The following is an 18,657-nucleotide window of genomic DNA, read 5'->3' on the forward strand; positions in this document are numbered from 1 at the left end:
GATCATTAATTGGTAATACAAATACGGAATCGGCATTCTACTCGCACATTTCGCGAAAATCCCCTGCAAATCGCATTGTTTCAAATGCGTAAAACTTTCATAACCTTCTCTGAATAACTAGAATAGCGGGCATTTACTTTTTCTACGAACCAGGACCCCATCCATGAGTAAGTCTGAAAATCTCTACAGCGCAGCACGCGAACTTATCCCAGGCGGCGTTAACTCCCCCGTTCGCGCCTTTACTGGCGTGGGTGGTACTCCGCTGTTTATCGAAAAAGCGGACGGCGCGTATCTGTACGATGTCGATGGTAAAGCCTATGTCGATTACGTCGGTTCCTGGGGACCGATGGTACTGGGTCACAACCACCCGGCAATCCGTAATGCGGTGATTGAAGCTGCGGAGCGCGGTTTAAGCTTCGGTGCACCGACCGAGATGGAAGTGAAAATGGCGGCGCTGGTCACCGAATTAGTGCCGACCATGGACATGGTGCGCATGGTGAACTCCGGTACGGAAGCGACAATGAGCGCAATCCGTCTGGCGCGCGGTTTCACCGGTCGCGATAAAATCATCAAATTTGAAGGCTGCTACCACGGCCATGCCGACTGCCTGCTGGTTAAGGCTGGTTCAGGCGCATTAACGCTGGGCCAGCCGAACTCCCCAGGTGTTCCGGCCGATTTCGCGAAACACACTCTGACCTGCACCTACAACGATCTCGCTTCAGTACGTGCGGCATTTGAACAGTATCCGCAGGAGATTGCGTGCATCATCGTTGAGCCGGTTGCCGGCAACATGAACTGCATCCCACCGCTGCCGGAATTCCTGCCGGGCCTGCGTGCGCTGTGCGATGAGTTTGGCGCACTGTTGATCATCGATGAAGTGATGACCGGTTTCCGCGTAGCGCTGGCCGGAGCACAGGATTATTACGGCGTTGTTCCGGATCTGACCTGCCTCGGTAAAATTATCGGTGGCGGAATGCCCGTTGGCGCATTCGGTGGCCGTCGTGATGTGATGGACGCACTGGCGCCGACCGGTCCGGTTTACCAGGCGGGGACGCTTTCCGGTAACCCGATCGCGATGGCGGCAGGTTATGCCTGTCTGACCGAAGTGGCCCAACCGGGTATTCATGAAACGCTGAACGAACTGACGACGCGTCTGGCGGAAGGTCTGTTGGAAGCTGCCGAAGAAGCGAATATTCCGCTGGTGGTTAACCATGTGGGCGGGATGTTCGGGATTTTCTTCACCGATGCAGAAACCGTAACCTGCTATCAGGATGTGATGGCATGCGACGTCGAACGCTTCAAGCGCTTCTTCCACATGATGCTGGATGAAGGAATTTATCTGGCGCCGTCTGCTTTCGAAGCGGGCTTTATGTCCGTGGCGCACAGTGAAGACGATATCAATAACACCATCGACGCTGCGCGCCGGGTGTTTGCGAAGTTGTAAAAAAGAGGACGTGCAGAGCAGAAATGTAGGCCGGGTAAGGCGAAGCCGCCACCCGGCTTTTTTTGGTTCATCGCAGGTTAGCCTGAACCGCACCAAACACCCTAAAGCTCATCAATAATATACTGGAAGCTACATGTCGACGTGAACTGCCCGGAGCCAATGTTGCTGGTGTTCACCGCCACATTAATGTCATGAAGTTCAACATCGGTTATCGGATGATCAACGGCGCTGGTCGTGACGCTCGACTGGTCGCAGCCCAGCACATTGAGCGTAATCCCCGATGAGACAAAACGGCAATAAGCGCCACGGTCGTCAAATTTGCTGCCATCGCAAAGTTTCCCCCCCTCCATCAAATAGGTATGTAACGTGCGATTCACCGTACCACCGGTGGCATCAAGCATGAGGGTTGTTTTCTGTTTCGAAACGTTCGCATCCCAGGAGATATCAAAAGTATCAACGGGAACTTTCGGGCAAACTGAGCTGCGCGTATCCGGTGGACTATAGGTTACGCCAGGATAAATAAGATCCGTCGCAGTTGTATGAGTGGCAGCCAGCCACGGGCAACTATAATTATCATTTTGTACCGTAATATCCACAATAAAAGAGCCACAACCATACCAATCCGCAGGAAGATTTTTACAAAGGGAGCGAGAAACGGTGTTATCAAAATCCCGCATAACTATTGTTGGCGCGGGCTCTGGTCCGGACCATGAGATTAAGATCGCAGTATCTCCTTTCCTTGATGCTCTGAACTTCCAGGAACCATAATACACACCATCTGACGTGGTCACTGTGCTATTCAGTATAATCGATCTATCTGCTAAACTAGGACCTATGCCGTAATAGAGCGTGGTACTTGAAAACGTCGCTTTCAGCATGGGTTTGGCCACTACCGAACTGCCATAAACGGCAATCAGCAGCAAAAATAAAGTCCGTATTATTTTCATCATAAATACTCAAATGTAACCAGTGCACTTGCGAAGAACGTTCCCGGAACCAGATCTTCGCCAGGAAGGTGCTGTACCCAGGCATTCAGGCTTAGCGAGTTATTCCCCGGCACCAGCATGAATATCGCCCCCTCTTCATCGTTCATGCCCACGGGAACGCCGGATAGCGTTTCAATACCAATCCCGATCCCGGAAGCGCCTGAATGGCTATCGATGGCCAGGATACCGCGCATTCCGGTCGCTTCGGTTCCAGTGAAATTCACCTGCACCCCGTTACTCAGCGCCGAATCGCAATCCGTGAGTTCAAACACTAAAGGCTTACGAGCAGACTGGCCATCGGGAGTGAAATCAGAACTGTCAAGCGACGAAAAATCGACTTCGGCAATCCCCGTCCCCTGCATCGTGAGCGTGCAAGGACTGGCCAGCAGGCTACCGGAAAAATGCAGGTTATCTGCCGCTGAGACCGGCAATATCAGCGCCCCACAGAGAATGCAGGCCGCGCCGTGTAATAGCGCCTGTCTTTTAGCCATTACTGATAATCCACCTGTAATGTTGCCGTCGCATCGAAGCCGCCTTCTGTCAGCGAAGCACCGCTCTTTTTAACCGGTATGGCTTTCAGAACAGGTATCGATTGTTCATTCACCTTAATGGTGGACCCCAACGTAAAGGGTTGGTCGTTCTGCCTGAGTTCAATCCCCAGTCCCGCCACGCTGGTGTTTACTGCCGCCTGATTAAAATCACTCACGGAACCGCTTAGCGTCAGGGTCATCGCCATCGCCTCATCGCGCACCGTTGAATCACAGGTGATCTCATACGGAACATTCTGCGCATAACGCGTACCATCTATTTTATTAATCAGCATGTTACCGAACTCAACATCGATCGTCTGATCATTGTTAATCGTACAATTCGGCGGTGATATTAACGTACCGTGAAACTTAAGGTTCTCAGCCGACTGCGCGGCAAAACTGCTGCTTATTAACACTATCAAAGCCATTTTTTTCATTGGTAATCCACCACCAGCGTAGCGCCTGCGTTAAACGCGCCACCTGTTAACGTTACGCCATTATTTTTGACGGGAATTGCCTCAATGGCCGGACTGCTGCCACCGCTATATTGAAATGACAACCATTGCGTATTGCCGGGTGAAATCAGCGCGCCATCCGTGGCGGTTTGCAGACGGATTCCCAATCCATCAACATCGGTTTGCAACACCGACTCGCCATTGATAGCCACAGCATTTCCCTGAATCTGTAACTTCAGGTAATCGCTCACTCTGCCGTTACAGCTCAGGCGATAGCCCACCGCCTGCCGGTAATTCACCCCATCCACTTTCGTCGTCAACACATTGCCAAATTCCACCTCACCGCCGGTCACAGTACAGGGCGGCGCGGCATTAACGAGTATCTTCAACGTCATGTTGACCGTCTTACTTTCCGCTGCCAGCGGCATACTGACCGCACTCAGCATGGCCGCACACGTTACCGTGCCCAGCCGTAACCGCCATTGCCTCATCTTGCGTCTCCTTGTCGGTTACGACTTTCTGCTTTTTGCTTCATCTACCGCACAACTGTTGTCAGTACAGTTAAAAATCAGCGGTAACCGCGCGCCATAATCGTTGACGTAAGTCAGCACAGGCGAGCGACCTAATTCACTGGCTTCCCCTCCCAGCGTCACGTTGCTTTTTGGTGCAATCACCATTGGGCTAAAACCTCTGGCCGGTGCGCCGTCCATGCGGCTGCTGGCGTTGCTTAACACCACGTAGTAACCGGTCGGATTGCTCACCTGATAGCCATTGCCCTGACGCTGAAGGGTGATCTTGTATTGCCAGGGATGCTGCATATCGATTTTCGATAGCGCCTGCGGGCGGTAAAAAACTTTGATGCGCGTTTGCAGGGCAATTTGCAGCGTATTGGGCTTGTCGCTTTGCGGCGGAATTTCACGCACGTTGTAATAAAAAAGGGTCTCCCGATCCTGGGGGAGCGACGCCAGTGCCGGCATCCCCTGAATTTTGACCTGTCCGATTCCCGACGGCTCAATGCGCTGGACCGGCGGGACGACGATTAAAGGCGATGTGATTTTGGCGCCCTTCTCATCTTCCACCCAGGACTGCGCCAGATAGGGCAGTTTGCTGTTGGCGTTTTTCAGATCGACGCTTATCGATTTATCTTCGCCGCGAAACACCAGGCGGGTGCGATCGGGCGCGATGGCGGCCTGAGCGCTACCGTAGCCGCCCAGCAAAAGCAGCAAAACAGCGGCCTGGTTATAACGTTTTAATGGCATCATGAATGCGATTTCCTGAATCAATGTGTTGGATAACGAGAAGAGAGCGCTTCGGGTTGCGTTGAAAACGTCAGCCGCTGCGTATGAAGCTGGAGTAATGGTTTCTCTTCGGGCTGCGTTGCCATAGGTGATGAAGCGTCGCCGATGCACGGCAGCAGCAGGCCGCTAAACAGATCGCCCGGCAGAGGATCGGGCAACGCCGCTTCACACTGCGTTTTACCTTCCCATGTCACCTGCAACCGCTCGCTGGGGTTAATGCCGATCAGATAAACGCTGCCGTCTTCACCTACGATCCCTAACTGTTGCTGGCGACTGTTGTAAACCTCCGCGCCGAAGGGCGGCGTGCCGCCATCGAGCAGGCGGATACTGGCCATGGCTTTTTTACCGCTGAGCACCTCCATGCGGCGATAACCGATCGCCCCTTCCGTCAGGGTCGCCTGAGCAATGGAGAGGGTTGCTTCCGCGTCTTCCGGCAACTGGGTAATGTCGATTTTCACCTGATTGCGGTAGTAGTCGTTGACGTCGACAATGACAGCTTTACCAAACGCGTTGGTATATACCGGCGTGCTGTAGCCGGAGATGGGTACGTTCGCTTCATCGCCGACATCCACCATCAGCCGCGAGCCGCCGTTGACGCTGGTGCGGTGCAGTGCCCCGCCTTTAGCAGTCAGCGTCGCGCCGCCCTGGATGTTCAGCCCGCCGGAGGTATAGTCGCCTTCCTGATAGTTCGCACTGACGTCAATGTCGGCATAGCTCGCTTGATGACGGTAGTAGCCGTCGAGAGTCGCGCCGTTATCCGCGCGGCCAGCGTTGATCTGGTAGTTATTGCGATCGTCAATGCGCTCGTAATAGCCGACCTGATTAATGTTGTTGTCATCGCTAAAAGAGCCGTTGTAGCTCAGTGTGCGGTTGTTGCCCCACGGAATACTTAGCGAGACGTACACGCCGTCATCTCGCTCATCATCATATTCATTGCGAAAACCGTTCACCGACAGACTGATCCCGCGCACCTCACCGACATAGAAATAGTGCGACAGCGTCATGTTATAGCTGTCCTGGTTGGGTTGATTCCAGTAGGTACGATGGGTGTAGTTGATATAGGCGTTGACGTTTATTGCCGAAAAGTTCTGGCTGTACGTCAGGGTATACATCTCTTTATCATGGCCGGTTCGCTGACGATCGTTATCGTCATTATGCGTATCGATAAACTCGTCCATCGTCATGTAGTTTTCTTCGGAAAAGCGATAGCCAGCAAACGTCAGACGGCTGTCTATATCATCAAAATCTTTAGCGTAGCTGGCACGGAACGAGTTACCCTGAATGGTGCCGTCGCCGTAGGCGCTACCCTCTGGCAGCGTCGCACGGGAATGGGTGACATCGACGGAAAACGCGCCCAGCAGCGCCAGATCGCGCCCCAGTCCTAACGCCAGCGCCTGATAATCCTGCTCACCAATGGCACCGCCGTACAGCGACCAGCCATTAGCGATCCCCCAGGAGGTTTCGGCTGAAGTGAAAAAGCCGCCTTCCATATTGTGATCCCAGTCCTGCGGTCGCCCGGCTGCCAACTTGTAGCGCACCTGGCCGGGGCGGGTCAGAAACGGAATGGAGGCGGTGCTGACATCATATTCCTGCACCTGACCGCTTTGTTCTTCAATTTTGACGTGTAGATCGCCGGATACCGTTTCATTAATATCCTGAATGCGAAACGGCCCCGCCGGGACCTGCGACTCATAAATCACCCGCCCGCGCTGAGTCACGGTGACTTTGGCGTTGGTGCGCGCCACGCCGGATATATCCGGGGCGTAGCCGCGCAGATTAGGCGGTAACATCTGATCGTCGGTAATAAGGCTACCGCCAACATAGTTAAAGCCGTCGAAAATATCGGATTCCAGCGATCCTTCGCCCAGCGTTAGCTGCGCCTGAAGTTGCGGGATAGCCCTGTAGGCGTAATAACGGTTCCAGTCCCAATTCTGTTCTGAGCTAGAGCCAAAGTTGTCTTTATCTTCGCTGTCATTTTCGTGACGGTAATTAGACTGCCAGTCCGCGCGCAGACGCCACGCGCCGAGGTTGGCACCCACCGTACCATTGCCGCTGATGTCATATTCATCGCCGTCATCATGTTCAGCATGTCGCCACTGGCTGTTAATATTGTAGTCAAATAACACGCCGGGTATCCCCTCGTCCCAGCGGGAAGGCGGGTCCCACTCTTCATCGCTGTATTCCAGATACGCCTGCGGAATAATCACCGTCAGCGTTGACTGGCTTAAATCAGTTTGGGTTTCCATCCCTTCCAGTTGTCCCATTTGCAAACACTGCCCAGCATTTATCCAACTCATTTTTTCCGCTATTTCGGGTTTTAACCCCAGCAGCGACACCAGTTCAGGTGATAAACAGGGATAAGTATTGTCAGGATCGCCATTATCAACGGAATACGTAATAATATTATCCTGGGCAATTTGACTCTGATTGACCAGCACCTGGAGATTATAACTCCCCGGCATAATGTAGCCCTTACGGGAAAAACGGGAAAGATCCAAACCAGCGTCATCTTTAACATCAAGAAACCGGGTATTAAATTGAATGGGCGCTTCCGCATAACTATTATCCGGGCCAACAGCCAGAATAATACCCACCACAGACGCAAGCGTGCTCAGACGAAATTTTTTATAGTGAGCCATCAGACAATCTATCCCTGAAAAATATAATCCATTTTTATTTTAATCATTATCCTGCGGCAGATTGCCGCAGGATGGCATTTCACTTACAGATAGCTGATCGTGAAGTTTACAGTACTGCTAAATTCGCCGGTCTCAATAGAAGGTGCCGCTGAATCGCCTTTCACCCAGGCTTTGAAGTTCAAAGTCTGTTTCGCTGCGGCTACGCTGCCATTCATCGTCAAGTTTTCGCTGTAAGCGTCGCCCAGTTTGATCGCGGAACCCAGGTGGTTACCGATGACAATGCTGGAACCCGCCATTTCGCCGCCGCCGATACGCATCAACGCAACATTGCCCGGATTAGCGCTGGATTCGTTACCGATCGCAGAGAAAACGGTAGATGCTTCTTTCTCAGTGGTGAACGCGCAGTTTTCCAGACCAATATGGAAATCGACTTTTGAAGATTCTTTACCGCCCATCAGAGAACCGGTACCGATATGACCCAGGTTGACGGTCTGGTGTTCATCACCGACAACGATTGAACACGGAGAATCTTCAATCGTACCGGTAAAAGTAACCGTACCAGTATTACTGCCCGCAGCATTGGCAAAGCTGGAAACCCCCATAACCAGTGCGGCAGTAACCGCAGCTTTTACAGCTGTATTCATTTTTCATCCTTATTAAAAGTTGGTGAGTATTTTTACGCTATTCACATGAAGTTATACTCAACACCCCATGTTTATATTAGTAGATATATATTATATGATGAGTTATAAAATTTCCGACGCAACATTCAAAAGAAGCAAACAACACGTTAATAAATAACATCAATTAAGCTCAGCGAAGTATTTTCCATTAAAAGCCCAAAGACAAGTGTTTTTTATTTAAAGGATTATCAGAATTAAATAACAATTATTTTTTTACTGTTCAAAAAACAAACAAAGCAAGCAGAATGGAAGAGCAAAAAAAACAATAAACATGTCAAAATGAATAAAAAAAGATCTGAATCACAGTACTGAATGTATATTAATGACGCATAACATTTATTTTGGGTATAAATTCCATAAAAAAAAACAAAAAATGCTAAGTTACATTTTTTTTGTTTACTCGTGGCAATTAATTTATTTTAATAGAATTGTTTTTATTACTTTAATAGAAAAAATAATATTTTATTATCAAAATTCTATAATGAAAACTTATTATTAAATAAAAATTGATTTACGAGAAGTATCAAAAATGCGACATCTACACCTTAATATTTAAAAAGCATAATGCCCGAATCCGATAATTTTTATTATTGGATAGTTCATGTCGCAATTTATCATCAACGTTTCGAGCCTGGATATGCTGAAATTAGTCACCCTGTTCAGGGGGCAGCAACGGCGCGCTACTGAAATAGCAATGACTTATCGATACAGAGATAACACCTGCTTCTTCCTGAAAATCAAAGCAGCGTTCCCCGGTAAAATGCGATGAACCTTTTTTATTGCCGGATGTCGACGCAAAGCGTCTTATCCGGCCTACATGAAAGGGGTCAGCCTCAGCGGCTCTGCTTTCTCAGCAGATAGATAAAGTACGGCGCACCAATAAACGTCGACAATAATCCCGCCGGGATCTGATACGGAAACAGCACCATCCTGCCGCACCAGTCAGCAAAGACCAGCAACACGCCACCCGCCAGCGCCGAAATCAGCATATGCGGCATCGCCCGGCGAAAACCCATCATACGGGCAATATGCGGAGCCATCAGCCCGACAAAGCTCAACGGTCCAATTGTCATGGTGGCTGTCGCCGTCAGCCCTGCCGCCAGCAGCAGTAACCCCACGCGTGATGGCGTGATAGCCATACCGACAGCCCGCGCCGTATCTCCGCCGAGCGGTAAAATTGTTAGCCAACGGCGGCACAGCGGCGTCATCGCCAGCAGAATCACCATCACAATCCCGGTACGCAGTACCTGCTCTCCGCTCGCGTTATAGGTTGAACCGGAAATCCAGGTCAACACGCCCGCCATGCGCGGATCGCCGCTGGCCTGCAGCATCATCAGCAGCATAGTAAAGGCCGTACTGAGCGCCATACCGGCCAACAGCATACGGTGCGGTGAAAAACCACCGCGCCCGGCGGCAATCATAATGATAAGCAGAGTGCCCGCGGCCCCGAGGCTTCCGGCGGGCAGCAGCCAACCAAAAGCATTTCCGGGGACCAAAAACAGCATGAGCACCACGCCAAATGCCGCACCGGAGCTAATGCCCAGCACTTCCGGGCTGGCCATCGGGTTGCCCGTCAGACGTTGAATAATACAGCCCGCTACCGCCAGCATCACCCCGGCAATCAGTGCCGCCAGAATGCGAGGCCAGCGCCAGGGCATCAGCTCATCCAGCATCGCGCCGCTAGCCCATGTCCAGCCATGTGCGTCGCGGCCAAACGACAGCGCCACCACGAGGGTTAGCAGCAAGATTACGCCACCTGCCAGCGCAAACATCAGCACATTATGACGCTCAGCGGCGATGCGATTACTGGCGTTCATATCCGGGGCGCTCATACTCCTCAAGCGCGGCAACAACCACAGTAGCAACGGTGCGCCAATCAACGCCGTCACTGAACCGGTGGAGACTTCCATCCATACGCGGGTCAGCCACAGAATGATTTGGTCGGAGAGCCAGAGGATCAACGCACCAATCAGCGGGGCCAGTACCAGACGTGCCAGCAAACGACGCGCACCGAGCATTTTCGCCAGCAGCGGTGCAAACAGGCCAATAAAGCCGATAATCCCAACCGCGTTAACCAGTAAGGCGCTGATGACAATGGCCAGCGATAACGCCGCCAGACGTGCCAGCGACAGCGCCAGACCGAGGTTGCGCGCCACGCCGTCATCCAGTCCCATCAGCGTCATTGGGCGTAATAACAACAGAGTCAGCATCACACCGCCCAACAGCTGCGGCCACAGACGCTGTACGCCGCTCCAGTCGGTTTGCGTTAACGTGCCGCTGCTCCATAAAAACATGCTTTGCAGCTGATCGTGATGGAAGATAACCATCAACTGGTTAATCGCCCCGCAGTACAGGCTGACCACCAGCCCGGCAAGGATTAACGTCACCGGAGAAAGACGCTTACCCCAGGCAACGCCAAACACCAGCGCCCCAACGACACATGCTCCCGCCAGCGCCGCAAATTGCGTGGTCAGCGCACCAGGAATAGCCCACAGCGTGGTAACCGTAATGCCCAACTGCGCACCAGTCGCAACGCCCAGCGTGGTTGGCTCCGCCAGCGGGTTACGCAACACCTGCTGAAACAACACGCCGACCAGACCCAGCCCGGCGCCGACCAGTAGCGATATCGCCAGCCTCGGCAGCAGGCTATAGTGAAAAACCATCTGCTCAATGATGTCGATATCCGGTGACCAGATAGCCTGTTGCCACTGACTGCGCGGTAGCGCAACGGAGAAGTTAACCCATGTCAGCCAGCAGGCAGCAACAAACAGCACCAACAACAGCAACGCCGGATGGCGGCTTCGCCTTATCCGGCCGACAAAGCGCCCAAACCGTAAGTCGGATAAGGCGTTTTTCGCACCGCCATCCGGCATTTCAAGTTTCCTGCTCACGCTTTGCCTCCCAACGCATTATCCAGAATACGGGCAAAATGCATGGCCGATAGCGTTGCGCCATAGAACCAAACGGCAGGCACACGTTGAAAACGTCCGCCACGGACAAACGGCATCGCCTGCCATAATGGCGTAGACATCAGCGCAGCCATCTCTTTATCGTTGCCGTGATCAAAGCACAGCACATCGACATCCTTATAAGCAGCCAGACGGTCAATACTCACGGCAGTGCTGCCCCAGAAGTTTGTTTCGCCCTGCCAGGCGTTAGGGATCCCATATTCGTCCAGTACGTCCTGGAACAGGCTGTTTGAACCAAACACCAGCATATGCCGCGAATCAAGCAGGGATGTCAGGAGCACGGGACGCGCGCCGCGTTGCATAAAGCGCGGTTTCAGGCTGGCAATAAAATGATCGTACTCAGTCAAATGGCGTTCAGCAGAAGCTTGCAGATTGAACAATTGCGCCATTTCCTGCAGCGACTGTCGCGCAACGGCCAGCGGCTTTTTGCCATCGCTAAAGTTAAATCCCCGGCCTGGTGCAATCCGCGCCAGCTTTTCAGGAGAAGGACCGTAACCTGCCGACCAGAGCAGAAATGAGGGCTTCATTTCGGTCAGCAGTTCGAGATTGGGTTCCGTACGTAGCCCGACGTCAATTACCGAATCCGGCAAAGGAGGCTCACTGACCCACAGCTTGTAGTTAGGGATATCTGCGATGCCATACGGCGTAATACCCAGCGCCAGCAGCAGCTCTACCGGCAGCCATTCCAACGCTACAATGCGCTGGGGATCAACCGCCGCGGCGTGCGCCGTATTCATCCGCCACAGCAGAGGCGACAGCGCCATCGCCGTAAGCAGCCGCCGACGGGTAATATGATGTAATCCGATCATTAATAGACAAAACTCACGGGTGCGGCACCTGCCGGATGCGGCAAAATGCCCATCGGGATACCGTAAATTTGTTCCAGAGTTTCACTGCGCATCAGTTCAGCAGGCGTTCCTTGAGAAATCATCTCACCGCCGCGCAGCGCAACAAGGTAATCGCAGTAACGGGCCGCCATATTGATATCATGCAGCACCGCAACCACCGTCAGCCCGCGCTGCTGGCTTAAGCGGTGCACCAGCGCCAGCACGTCAACCTGATGGGCGATATCCAGCGCGGAAGTCGGTTCATCAAGCAGCAGACAGCGGCTGTCCTGTGCCACCAGCATGGCAATCCACGCGCGTTGGCGTTCCCCACCGGACAGGCTATCGACCAGACGGTGCGCCAGCGGCTTTAAACCTACCAGCGAAATTGCTTCTTCTACCTTCTCTCTGTCGGCAACGCCAAAACGCCCCAGCGCCCCGTGCCACGGATAACGACCAATCGCCACCAGTTCGCGTACGGTCATCCCTTCTGCCTGCGGCAGCTGTTGCGGCAGATAGGCGACCTTGCGGGCAAACGCTTTACTACTCCAGCTCTCCAGCGGCTGTTCGTCGAGCAGGATTTCACCTTCTGACGGCGGCTGATGACGTCCCAGCATTTTCAATAATGTCGATTTACCGGAACCGTTGTGGCCGATAAGACCAGTCACTTTCCCTACAGGAAAAGTTAATGAGAGAGGATGCAAAAGCGTGCGGCCAGGCACACGAAAGGAGACATTACGCAACGCAAAAGTGGTGTCGGGATGGGATCTGTTTTCCTGCATAGCAGCCAACTTGTAAAACGGGCACGCAAAGCGTGCCCAAAGAGAAATTAGAAACGGAAGGTTGCAGTTGCAACGACCTGACGTTCTGCGCCCCAGAAGCAGCCATAAGTATTGAAGCAGCTGGCGACGTATTCACGGTCAAACAGGTTGTTCACATGCAGCGCCACGTTGGAGCCAGCCATACCTACACGCGCCAGATCGTAACGCACTAACGCATCTACCAGCGTGTAGCTTCCCACTTTGAAGGAGTTTGCCGGATCGCCATAACTGGAACTAGTATAACGAACACCCGTACCCAACGTCAGCCCGGAAAGCGCACCATCATAGAGGGTGTAATCCCCCCACAGTGATGCCATATGTTTTGGCACCTGGGCAGGCGTGTTGCCTTTGTAGTTGGTGTCAGTGGTGTATTCCGCATCGGTATAAGTATAAGAACCGACCACGTTAACGCTGGCAGACAGCGCCGCTTTCGTTTCAATTTCCACACCGCGTGAGCGAATTTCGCCGCCTTCAACTGACCAGATCGATCCATTCGGGTCGGCCATCAGGTTGTTGGTTTTGGTCAACTGGTAAACGGCACCGGTCAACACGATCGGACGATCGCTCGGTACGTACTTCACGCCCGCTTCGTACTGCTTACCTTTAGATGGCGCAAAGATATTGCCGCTTTCCCCAACCTGAGAATTAGGTTCAAACGATTCGCTGTAGCTGAAATACGGGGTTACACCGTTATCGAACAGGTAGTTAACACCGCCACGCCAGGTGAACTGTCGATCATCACGGGAGTCCAGCACACCAGAAACGCGGTTCAGAGAGTCCTGCTTAGCCCAGTCGTAACGACCGCCCAGAGTGACCAGTACCTTATCCCACTGCATCTGATCCTGAGCGTACAGGCCCGTTTGTTCCTGTTTATTCAGAACGCGATAAGCTGCGCCAGGTCCAGGGTGCGAGCCAAAGTCAAAATCGCTACGATCAAGATTATAGATATCAGACGGCGCTACCGAACCAGCCCAACCGAACCAGGAGTTGATATCGTTACGCATACGCATATAGTCAACGCCGGTCAGCAATGTGTGATCCAGGGAACCGGTGGCGAATGTGCTCTGCAACTGGGTATCAACAGAGAAATTCTGCAATTTTTCATTATCGTCAACGTACTGACGAGTCAGCGTGTGATCCCAATCTGACTGAGGGATGCTGGCGCAAGGGCTGTTAGCCGGATCTTTGGTATACAGCGGATCGGAGCACATGCCATAGCCGTACACGCTTTTCTGCGACACTTTGTTTTGGGCATAACGCAGGTTCTGACGTACGGTAAAGGTGTCGTTAAATTCGTGGTCGAAGCTGTAGCCCACCATCTTCTCGTTACGAGAGTAGGTATTGTTGTCCGCACCTTCGTTGAAATCAGTCGGCAAACGTGAACCATTTGGCAGCTTAGACACGGTCCCCTCTTTCGGCAACCAGCCGTAATAACCGGTTTCCGGCTCGTTCTGGAAGTAGGAGAGGAAGGTGAAATTCGTCTTATCATCCGGACGCCATGTGAAAGATGGCGCGATGGCATAACGCTGTTCTTCTGCGCCCTGCTGCTGCGCATTCGCGGAACGCGCCAGGCCGGTCAAACGGTATGAGTACACACCATCGTCATCCAGCGCATCGCTGAAGTCAAAACCGGTCTGGAACAGGCTGTCAGTGCCCATTTTGAACTGAACTTCTTTCAGCGGCTCCGTTGTCGGGCGCTTGCTGACCATGTTCAACAACCCACCCGGGTTGCTCTTTCCGTACAGAACGGAAACCGGACCGCGCATCACTTCGGCGCGCTCCAGCATATAAGGGTCGATGACCGCATCATTGTAGAAGTTGCCCTGCATCTTCAGGCCATTCAGATAGTTATTCTGACTTTGGCCGTCTGCGGCAAATCCGCGAATAATCAGGTAGTCATAGGTATTGGACGCGCCACGCGTACCCACGGCAACGCCCGGGGTGTAGCTGAGCGCCTCTTTGACCGATTTTGGCTGATGCAACGCCATCTCTTCGGCGGTGACCACTGAAATAGACTGAGGAACTTTTTGAATCGGAGTGTCGGTTTTGGTCGCCGTAGCAGACTGTCGTGCAGCGATGGTTGCCGCAGGCCCCCATGCGCTTTCCTGCGGAGCAGGTGCAGCAGTTACGGTGATGGTTTCTTCTTTCGGGTCAACCGCCGCCTGTGCATAGACAGACATGCCGCTAACCGCTGTGGCTACCACTACTGCGATTTTACGCAGCGATGAACTTGGCTGAGCAGTTTTAAGACGCGCCATTGGTATTTCTCTGATGAAAGTGAATGATAACGTAAACGAGAATTATTATTATAACGAGAGCATAATATTCGAAACACCGTTGCGATCGCAAGCGGTACACGTCCCTACTAAAACTGAGGGGTTAAGAAATAACCAGATGAAAAGAAAGGGTTAATAAATTAGGCTGGAATGTTGAAAAGAAAAGCCTGCAAATACACAGGCTATTTTTGGCTAGCGGTAAAAAACGTTAAATGTCGCAACAGAGTCAACCTTTCCCGCTTTTACAGTGCCTGTTTGTACATATCTCGCTTTCAAAGGGATAGTGACAGACTGCCTATCGGTTGTTTGCGCTACTGCGTTGTAATCTTGATCAAATTTCAGCACATTATTGTTGCTGTCGAGAATTTGTAATCCGACCCCTTCGGCCGCGTCATTACCACTGGCGATCTCCAGGATGTCGCTATTGCCACTCACGCCAGTTGAACCGGCAGTGGTGAATTTATAATCAAGTTTGATGCCCGCGACACACTGTTCCAGCTGAATCTTGAAACTATCATCAGATACAACATCGGAATAACCGTCCACAATATCGCTAGTCATGATTCTCTTAAGCGGCACTGTGATATTTTTTTCAACTAAATTGCAGGTGTTAGCAGTAACGTTAATAACTATTGGCGCAAAGCGAATTTGAGCAATAACCTGCGAATCATAAATCCAGTCCGCATTGAGCATGTTGACGTCAATAACTCCTGACTGCACAACACCAGTGACGACAAATTCAGCTCTCGCACGTGATTGAATACTATAGTCACTTAAGTGGGTTGTTTTTGACGTCCCTAGATGCATAGGGGTAACCACCGAACCTTCTGTTAGGGCGGAAGCGTTATCTTTAACCCAGGCGACCCGAAAACCTATTCCCGGAACATTTGTTTGATAAACGCGGCTAAGGGGATTATCCGTGCGGGCATCGCTACTCGTGAATACGGTATAGCCTGTATAGATATCGCCATTATCTGTACAGTCCACGACTTTAATAAGATCGCCAGTCACTTCCTGGGTTGCAATGATCGTACCTGGAGCGGCGTCCGCATTTACCGTAAACGACGGCATATTGAACGTAGAGGTTGACGGCGACGCATCATTATCTATTTTGCAGGATGCCTGAACTGATTGCTGTGCGAACAATAGACCGCAACATAGAATCAATCTAAAAATCATATAATTATTCATATTCCCACAGTCCATTTTATGTTTTCCCTTTACACTATCGACACTCAACCGCAGCCTGATAAATAGAGGACTCGATATCATCTGGGATCTGCGCATTTCCTTCACAGCGCTGTTCTGGAGCACTACCCCACTGTACTTTAAACGGTACATTACCTTTCAAACCGGTCAGATAAACTTCGCCACCATCTCCGACTATTGAGGAGCCCCCCTCAATTGACAGTACCGCGCCGAAAGGCACAAAACTCGATCCATGGTGAAGTGTTAATAAGGCGCGAATACCCTGGCGGGCAGAGAAATTAGCTGCGACAACTGCCCCTTTCGTAGGTACGACATCTTTGGCCGGTTTTTCGATATCCAGATCGTCGCGTTCCCCGCTGTTCACCGTGACGGTATTACGACGATAATTAGTTAGATATGGTACGACCGCATTTCCCCAGTAGTCAGTGTAAATACCTTGCATATTCTGGACTTTAACATCTGCTCCCTCATCAATATGGACAATAGCAAAAGCATCCTGGACAGATTGCCCCAGCGTAATACCATAAGGATGTGCGACGACGGATCCTTGCGCGCTGTAGTTCCACTGTTTGCTATCTTTGGCATAGCTATAGTTCGCCCCAATTTCACCGTATGAGCCACGATAACGCCCCGTCATGCTCGCACCATATCCAGTATCGTGATCGGTATAGCTTTGCTGCAGGTTATAACTTAAGTTGTTATCTTCCAGCGCAGTCCCGCCAATCCCAACCTGATGCACGGTATTGCCATTTTTAGCGCTGTTTAGGTTATAGGTCGCCCAACTGTTTGACAGCCAACGTGACAAGGGAATATTGACGGAAAATGCAACCTGCTGGTCATTATCGCTGTTTGGTGTTTTTGTCAGGCTATAGTTCACAGACCAGGTGATGTCCTGCCAACTGGAACTGAATCCCATACTGGCACTGCGCTCATGCCCACTCATATCCCAGTAATCTTGTTGATAACCATTGATATACACAGACCCTATAGAGCCCAATGATTGCGACATACTCAACTGTAATCGGCTACGACGGTTGTTTGTTTTACGGTAATTGTAGATTCCATCATCTTCACCTCTATCACGCTGATCGAGTTCTTCCTGGAAGGTATAAAAACCAGAAGTGGAATAACGGTAACTGGCCAGCGTCACCGTGGTATCTGTTGCAGAAAAGTCTTTGGAATATTGTGCACGCCAGGATAAACCATTGGCATTACCACGCCCATCGTCAAACTGAGTTCTGGCCGCAGTAACATCTACAGACACAGAACCAAGCTCACCGAGATCGGCCCCCGCCCCGACCAGACCGGCACGATAAATTGATGCGTCGAGCGCTCCGCCATACAGCGTAATGCCATGAGGCATGCCGTAGATTACCGTCGCCTGACCAAACCCAGGTTCCTCGCCGTTATCGCTATCGCGGTATTTTCCACCAGCAAGGCTATATTTCAGCGCACCTTCACGCTGTAAGATGGGTACCGAAGCGCTTGCCTGAATAAACGAATGCTCGCTTCCATCAGCCTCTTTAACGGTAACTTGTAGATCTGACCCTGCTGTTACCTGACTGAGATCTCTGATTTCAAAGGGGCCGCTGGAGACATAAGTCTGATATATCGTGTAGCCATTTTGCTTAATCGTTACTTTTGCATCGCTATTGGCAATTCCGCGCACAACAGGCGCAAACCCTTGTAAGCTATTGGGTAACATGCTGGTATCGGTTTCCAGCTTCACCCCTGTCATCTGTACGCTGTCAAACAGTTCGCCGTTGGTATATGTCTGGCCAATTTCAAGCTGGCTTTGCAGAAATTTAATATCCCGCTCCAGCGTGGTGCTGATCGCATCCCAGCCATCCGAATTGCTGTAGGTACTTGAATTACGAAGCCGCCAGGCGCCAAGATTTAGACCGGAATTAAGGCTTGCCCAGTTCGAGTTATCGTTCTCGCCATTTACTTGCTGGCGGTTACCGCTAATGTAATAGCTGCTCCATGCCGCAGGAATGCCATCGTCCCAGTCTTTAATAGGGATAGCGCCAGCGACTTGCTGGTCGCGATAAATTTGCGGGATCCGCATGAAAAGAGTTTGGCTATCGAGTTGAAAATCAAACTTTGCTCCCGATATGTACTGGGCGATGTCGCCAACTGGAGCCGTATCAGCCAATGATTTCAAGCCGGGAAGGCTATCGACCTTCACCCCCAACTCTCTGAGATCCCCTTTGCTGAACTGCGGGAGTAACTGCGTCTTATCCTGTGATAGTACGTAAGTAATATTTCGCTTATCAATGCGATCATAATCCCACATCACTTCAGTCAAATAAGTCCCTGGTTGTAACCCATTATTTTGCAAAAAGGTTTCCAGTGTTGACGTATTCTCTAACGGTGTACCGAGTTCCAGAATATGCAAATTGAATTCATCTTTAGCGCTCGCTGGGTGCAAAAAAGAGAATAATGCCAGCGTGATGCTGTTGAGCAAAAAGAGTCGACAAGATCGCAAAGGATAAGGCTGCATATAATAAAGTCCCTTTAATT

Annotated in this window: 14 protein-coding genes; 1 reads left to right on the plus strand and 13 read right to left on the minus strand. The window is 51.4% G+C overall.

Annotated features, from left to right (window positions below):
- Nucleotides 1-163 precede the first annotated feature (163 nt).
- Nucleotides 164-1,444, plus strand: coding sequence for a glutamate-1-semialdehyde 2,1-aminomutase (gene hemL / locus OGX90_RS14785; RefSeq protein ID WP_008786258.1), 1,281 nt, complete (start codon nt 164-166; stop codon nt 1,442-1,444).
- Nucleotides 1,445-1,545: 101 nt separating this feature from the next.
- On the opposite strand, the gene stfH is transcribed toward hemL, so the two are convergent.
- The 13 genes from stfH to OGX90_RS14850 all read right to left on the minus strand — a co-directional run bounded on the left by stfH (nt 1,546) and on the right by OGX90_RS14850 (nt 18,637).
- Nucleotides 1,546-2,391, minus strand: coding sequence for a fimbrial adhesin StfH (gene stfH / locus OGX90_RS14790; RefSeq protein WP_071446638.1), 846 nt, complete (start codon nt 2,389-2,391; stop codon nt 1,546-1,548).
- Nucleotides 2,391-2,921, minus strand: a complete 531-nt coding sequence (locus OGX90_RS14795; protein WP_208744680.1) for a fimbrial protein — start codon at nt 2,919-2,921, stop codon at nt 2,391-2,393. The genes stfH and OGX90_RS14795 overlap by 1 nt, the downstream gene beginning before the upstream one ends.
- Nucleotides 2,921-3,397 (minus strand): fimbrial minor subunit StfF, encoded by a 477-nt coding sequence (gene stfF, locus OGX90_RS14800; RefSeq protein ID WP_186413708.1) that lies wholly within the window; start codon nt 3,395-3,397, stop codon nt 2,921-2,923. The genes OGX90_RS14795 and stfF overlap by 1 nt, the downstream gene beginning before the upstream one ends.
- On the minus strand, nt 3,394-3,906 hold the full coding sequence (locus OGX90_RS14805) for a fimbrial protein (protein WP_286624151.1): 513 nt from the start codon (nt 3,904-3,906) through the stop codon (nt 3,394-3,396). Before OGX90_RS14805 ends, stfF begins: the two co-directional genes overlap by 4 nt.
- 18 nt (nt 3,907-3,924) lie before the next feature.
- A complete protein-coding gene (gene stfD, locus OGX90_RS14810; protein WP_234096487.1) occupies nt 3,925-4,677 on the minus strand; it encodes a fimbrial chaperone StfD in 753 nt (250 codons plus the stop codon).
- A 17-nt stretch (nt 4,678-4,694) separates the two neighbouring features.
- On the minus strand, nt 4,695-7,352 hold the full coding sequence (locus tag OGX90_RS14815; protein ID WP_286624153.1) for an outer membrane usher protein: 2,658 nt from the start codon (nt 7,350-7,352) through the stop codon (nt 4,695-4,697).
- Nucleotides 7,353-7,435: 83 nt separating this feature from the next.
- Nucleotides 7,436-7,996: a fimbrial major subunit StfA gene (gene stfA, locus OGX90_RS14820; protein ID WP_186413712.1), complete on the minus strand. Its 561-nt coding sequence runs from the start codon at nt 7,994-7,996 to the stop codon at nt 7,436-7,438.
- A gap of 872 nt (nt 7,997-8,868) precedes the next feature.
- Entirely contained in the window at nt 8,869-10,908 is a 2,040-nt protein-coding gene (fhuB, locus tag OGX90_RS14825; protein WP_286624292.1) for a Fe(3+)-hydroxamate ABC transporter permease FhuB, read from the minus strand.
- A 14-nt stretch (nt 10,909-10,922) separates the two neighbouring features.
- Entirely contained in the window at nt 10,923-11,813 is an 891-nt protein-coding gene (fhuD, locus tag OGX90_RS14830; protein ID WP_008786256.1) for a Fe(3+)-hydroxamate ABC transporter substrate-binding protein FhuD, read from the minus strand.
- The gene (gene fhuC / locus OGX90_RS14835; protein ID WP_003829206.1) at nt 11,813-12,610 is read right to left on the minus strand and encodes a Fe3+-hydroxamate ABC transporter ATP-binding protein FhuC; all 798 of its coding nucleotides are present in this window, start codon (nt 12,608-12,610) and stop codon (nt 11,813-11,815) included. The genes fhuD and fhuC overlap by 1 nt, the downstream gene beginning before the upstream one ends.
- 47 nt (nt 12,611-12,657) lie before the next feature.
- Complete coding sequence (gene fhuA / locus OGX90_RS14840) at nt 12,658-14,907, minus strand: ferrichrome porin FhuA (protein ID WP_286624155.1); 2,250 nt, start codon at nt 14,905-14,907, stop codon at nt 12,658-12,660.
- Nucleotides 14,908-15,117: 210 nt separating this feature from the next.
- The gene (locus OGX90_RS14845) at nt 15,118-16,116 is read right to left on the minus strand and encodes a fimbrial protein (RefSeq protein ID WP_286624157.1); all 999 of its coding nucleotides are present in this window, start codon (nt 16,114-16,116) and stop codon (nt 15,118-15,120) included.
- 34 nt (nt 16,117-16,150) lie between these two features.
- Nucleotides 16,151-18,637 carry a fimbria/pilus outer membrane usher protein gene (locus OGX90_RS14850; RefSeq protein ID WP_286624161.1) on the minus strand — a complete coding sequence of 829 codons (2,487 nt, stop codon included), beginning with the start codon at nt 18,635-18,637 and terminating at the stop codon, nt 16,151-16,153.
- Nucleotides 18,638-18,657 lie beyond the last annotated feature (20 nt).

It is taken from the genome of Citrobacter sp. Cpo012, from assembly GCF_030333015.1.
Lineage (GTDB): Bacteria > Pseudomonadota > Gammaproteobacteria > Enterobacterales > Enterobacteriaceae > Citrobacter > Citrobacter portucalensis.

Excerpts from the sequence above, each read along its gene's own strand:
- hemL (WP_008786258.1), top strand. The coding sequence starts at position 164 with ATGAGTAAGTCTGAAAATCTCTACAGCGCAGCACGCGAACTTATCCCA.
- stfH (WP_071446638.1), bottom strand. The coding sequence starts at position 2,391 with ATGAAAATAATACGGACTTTATTTTTGCTGCTGATTGCCGTTTATGGC.
- OGX90_RS14795 (WP_208744680.1), bottom strand. The coding sequence starts at position 2,921 with ATGGCTAAAAGACAGGCGCTATTACACGGCGCGGCCTGCATTCTCTGT.
- stfF (WP_186413708.1), bottom strand. The coding sequence starts at position 3,397 with ATGAAAAAAATGGCTTTGATAGTGTTAATAAGCAGCAGTTTTGCCGCG.
- OGX90_RS14805 (WP_286624151.1), bottom strand. The coding sequence starts at position 3,906 with ATGAGGCAATGGCGGTTACGGCTGGGCACGGTAACGTGTGCGGCCATG.
- stfD (WP_234096487.1), bottom strand. The coding sequence starts at position 4,677 with ATGATGCCATTAAAACGTTATAACCAGGCCGCTGTTTTGCTGCTTTTG.
- OGX90_RS14815 (WP_286624153.1), bottom strand. The coding sequence starts at position 7,352 with ATGGCTCACTATAAAAAATTTCGTCTGAGCACGCTTGCGTCTGTGGTG.
- stfA (WP_186413712.1), bottom strand. The coding sequence starts at position 7,996 with ATGAATACAGCTGTAAAAGCTGCGGTTACTGCCGCACTGGTTATGGGG.
- fhuB (WP_286624292.1), bottom strand. The coding sequence starts at position 10,908 with ATGCCGGATGGCGGTGCGAAAAACGCCTTATCCGACTTACGGTTTGGG.
- fhuD (WP_008786256.1), bottom strand. The coding sequence starts at position 11,813 with ATGATCGGATTACATCATATTACCCGTCGGCGGCTGCTTACGGCGATG.
- fhuC (WP_003829206.1), bottom strand. The coding sequence starts at position 12,610 with ATGCAGGAAAACAGATCCCATCCCGACACCACTTTTGCGTTGCGTAAT.
- fhuA (WP_286624155.1), bottom strand. The coding sequence starts at position 14,907 with ATGGCGCGTCTTAAAACTGCTCAGCCAAGTTCATCGCTGCGTAAAATC.
- OGX90_RS14845 (WP_286624157.1), bottom strand. The coding sequence starts at position 16,116 with ATGAATAATTATATGATTTTTAGATTGATTCTATGTTGCGGTCTATTG.
- OGX90_RS14850 (WP_286624161.1), bottom strand. The coding sequence starts at position 18,637 with ATGCAGCCTTATCCTTTGCGATCTTGTCGACTCTTTTTGCTCAACAGC.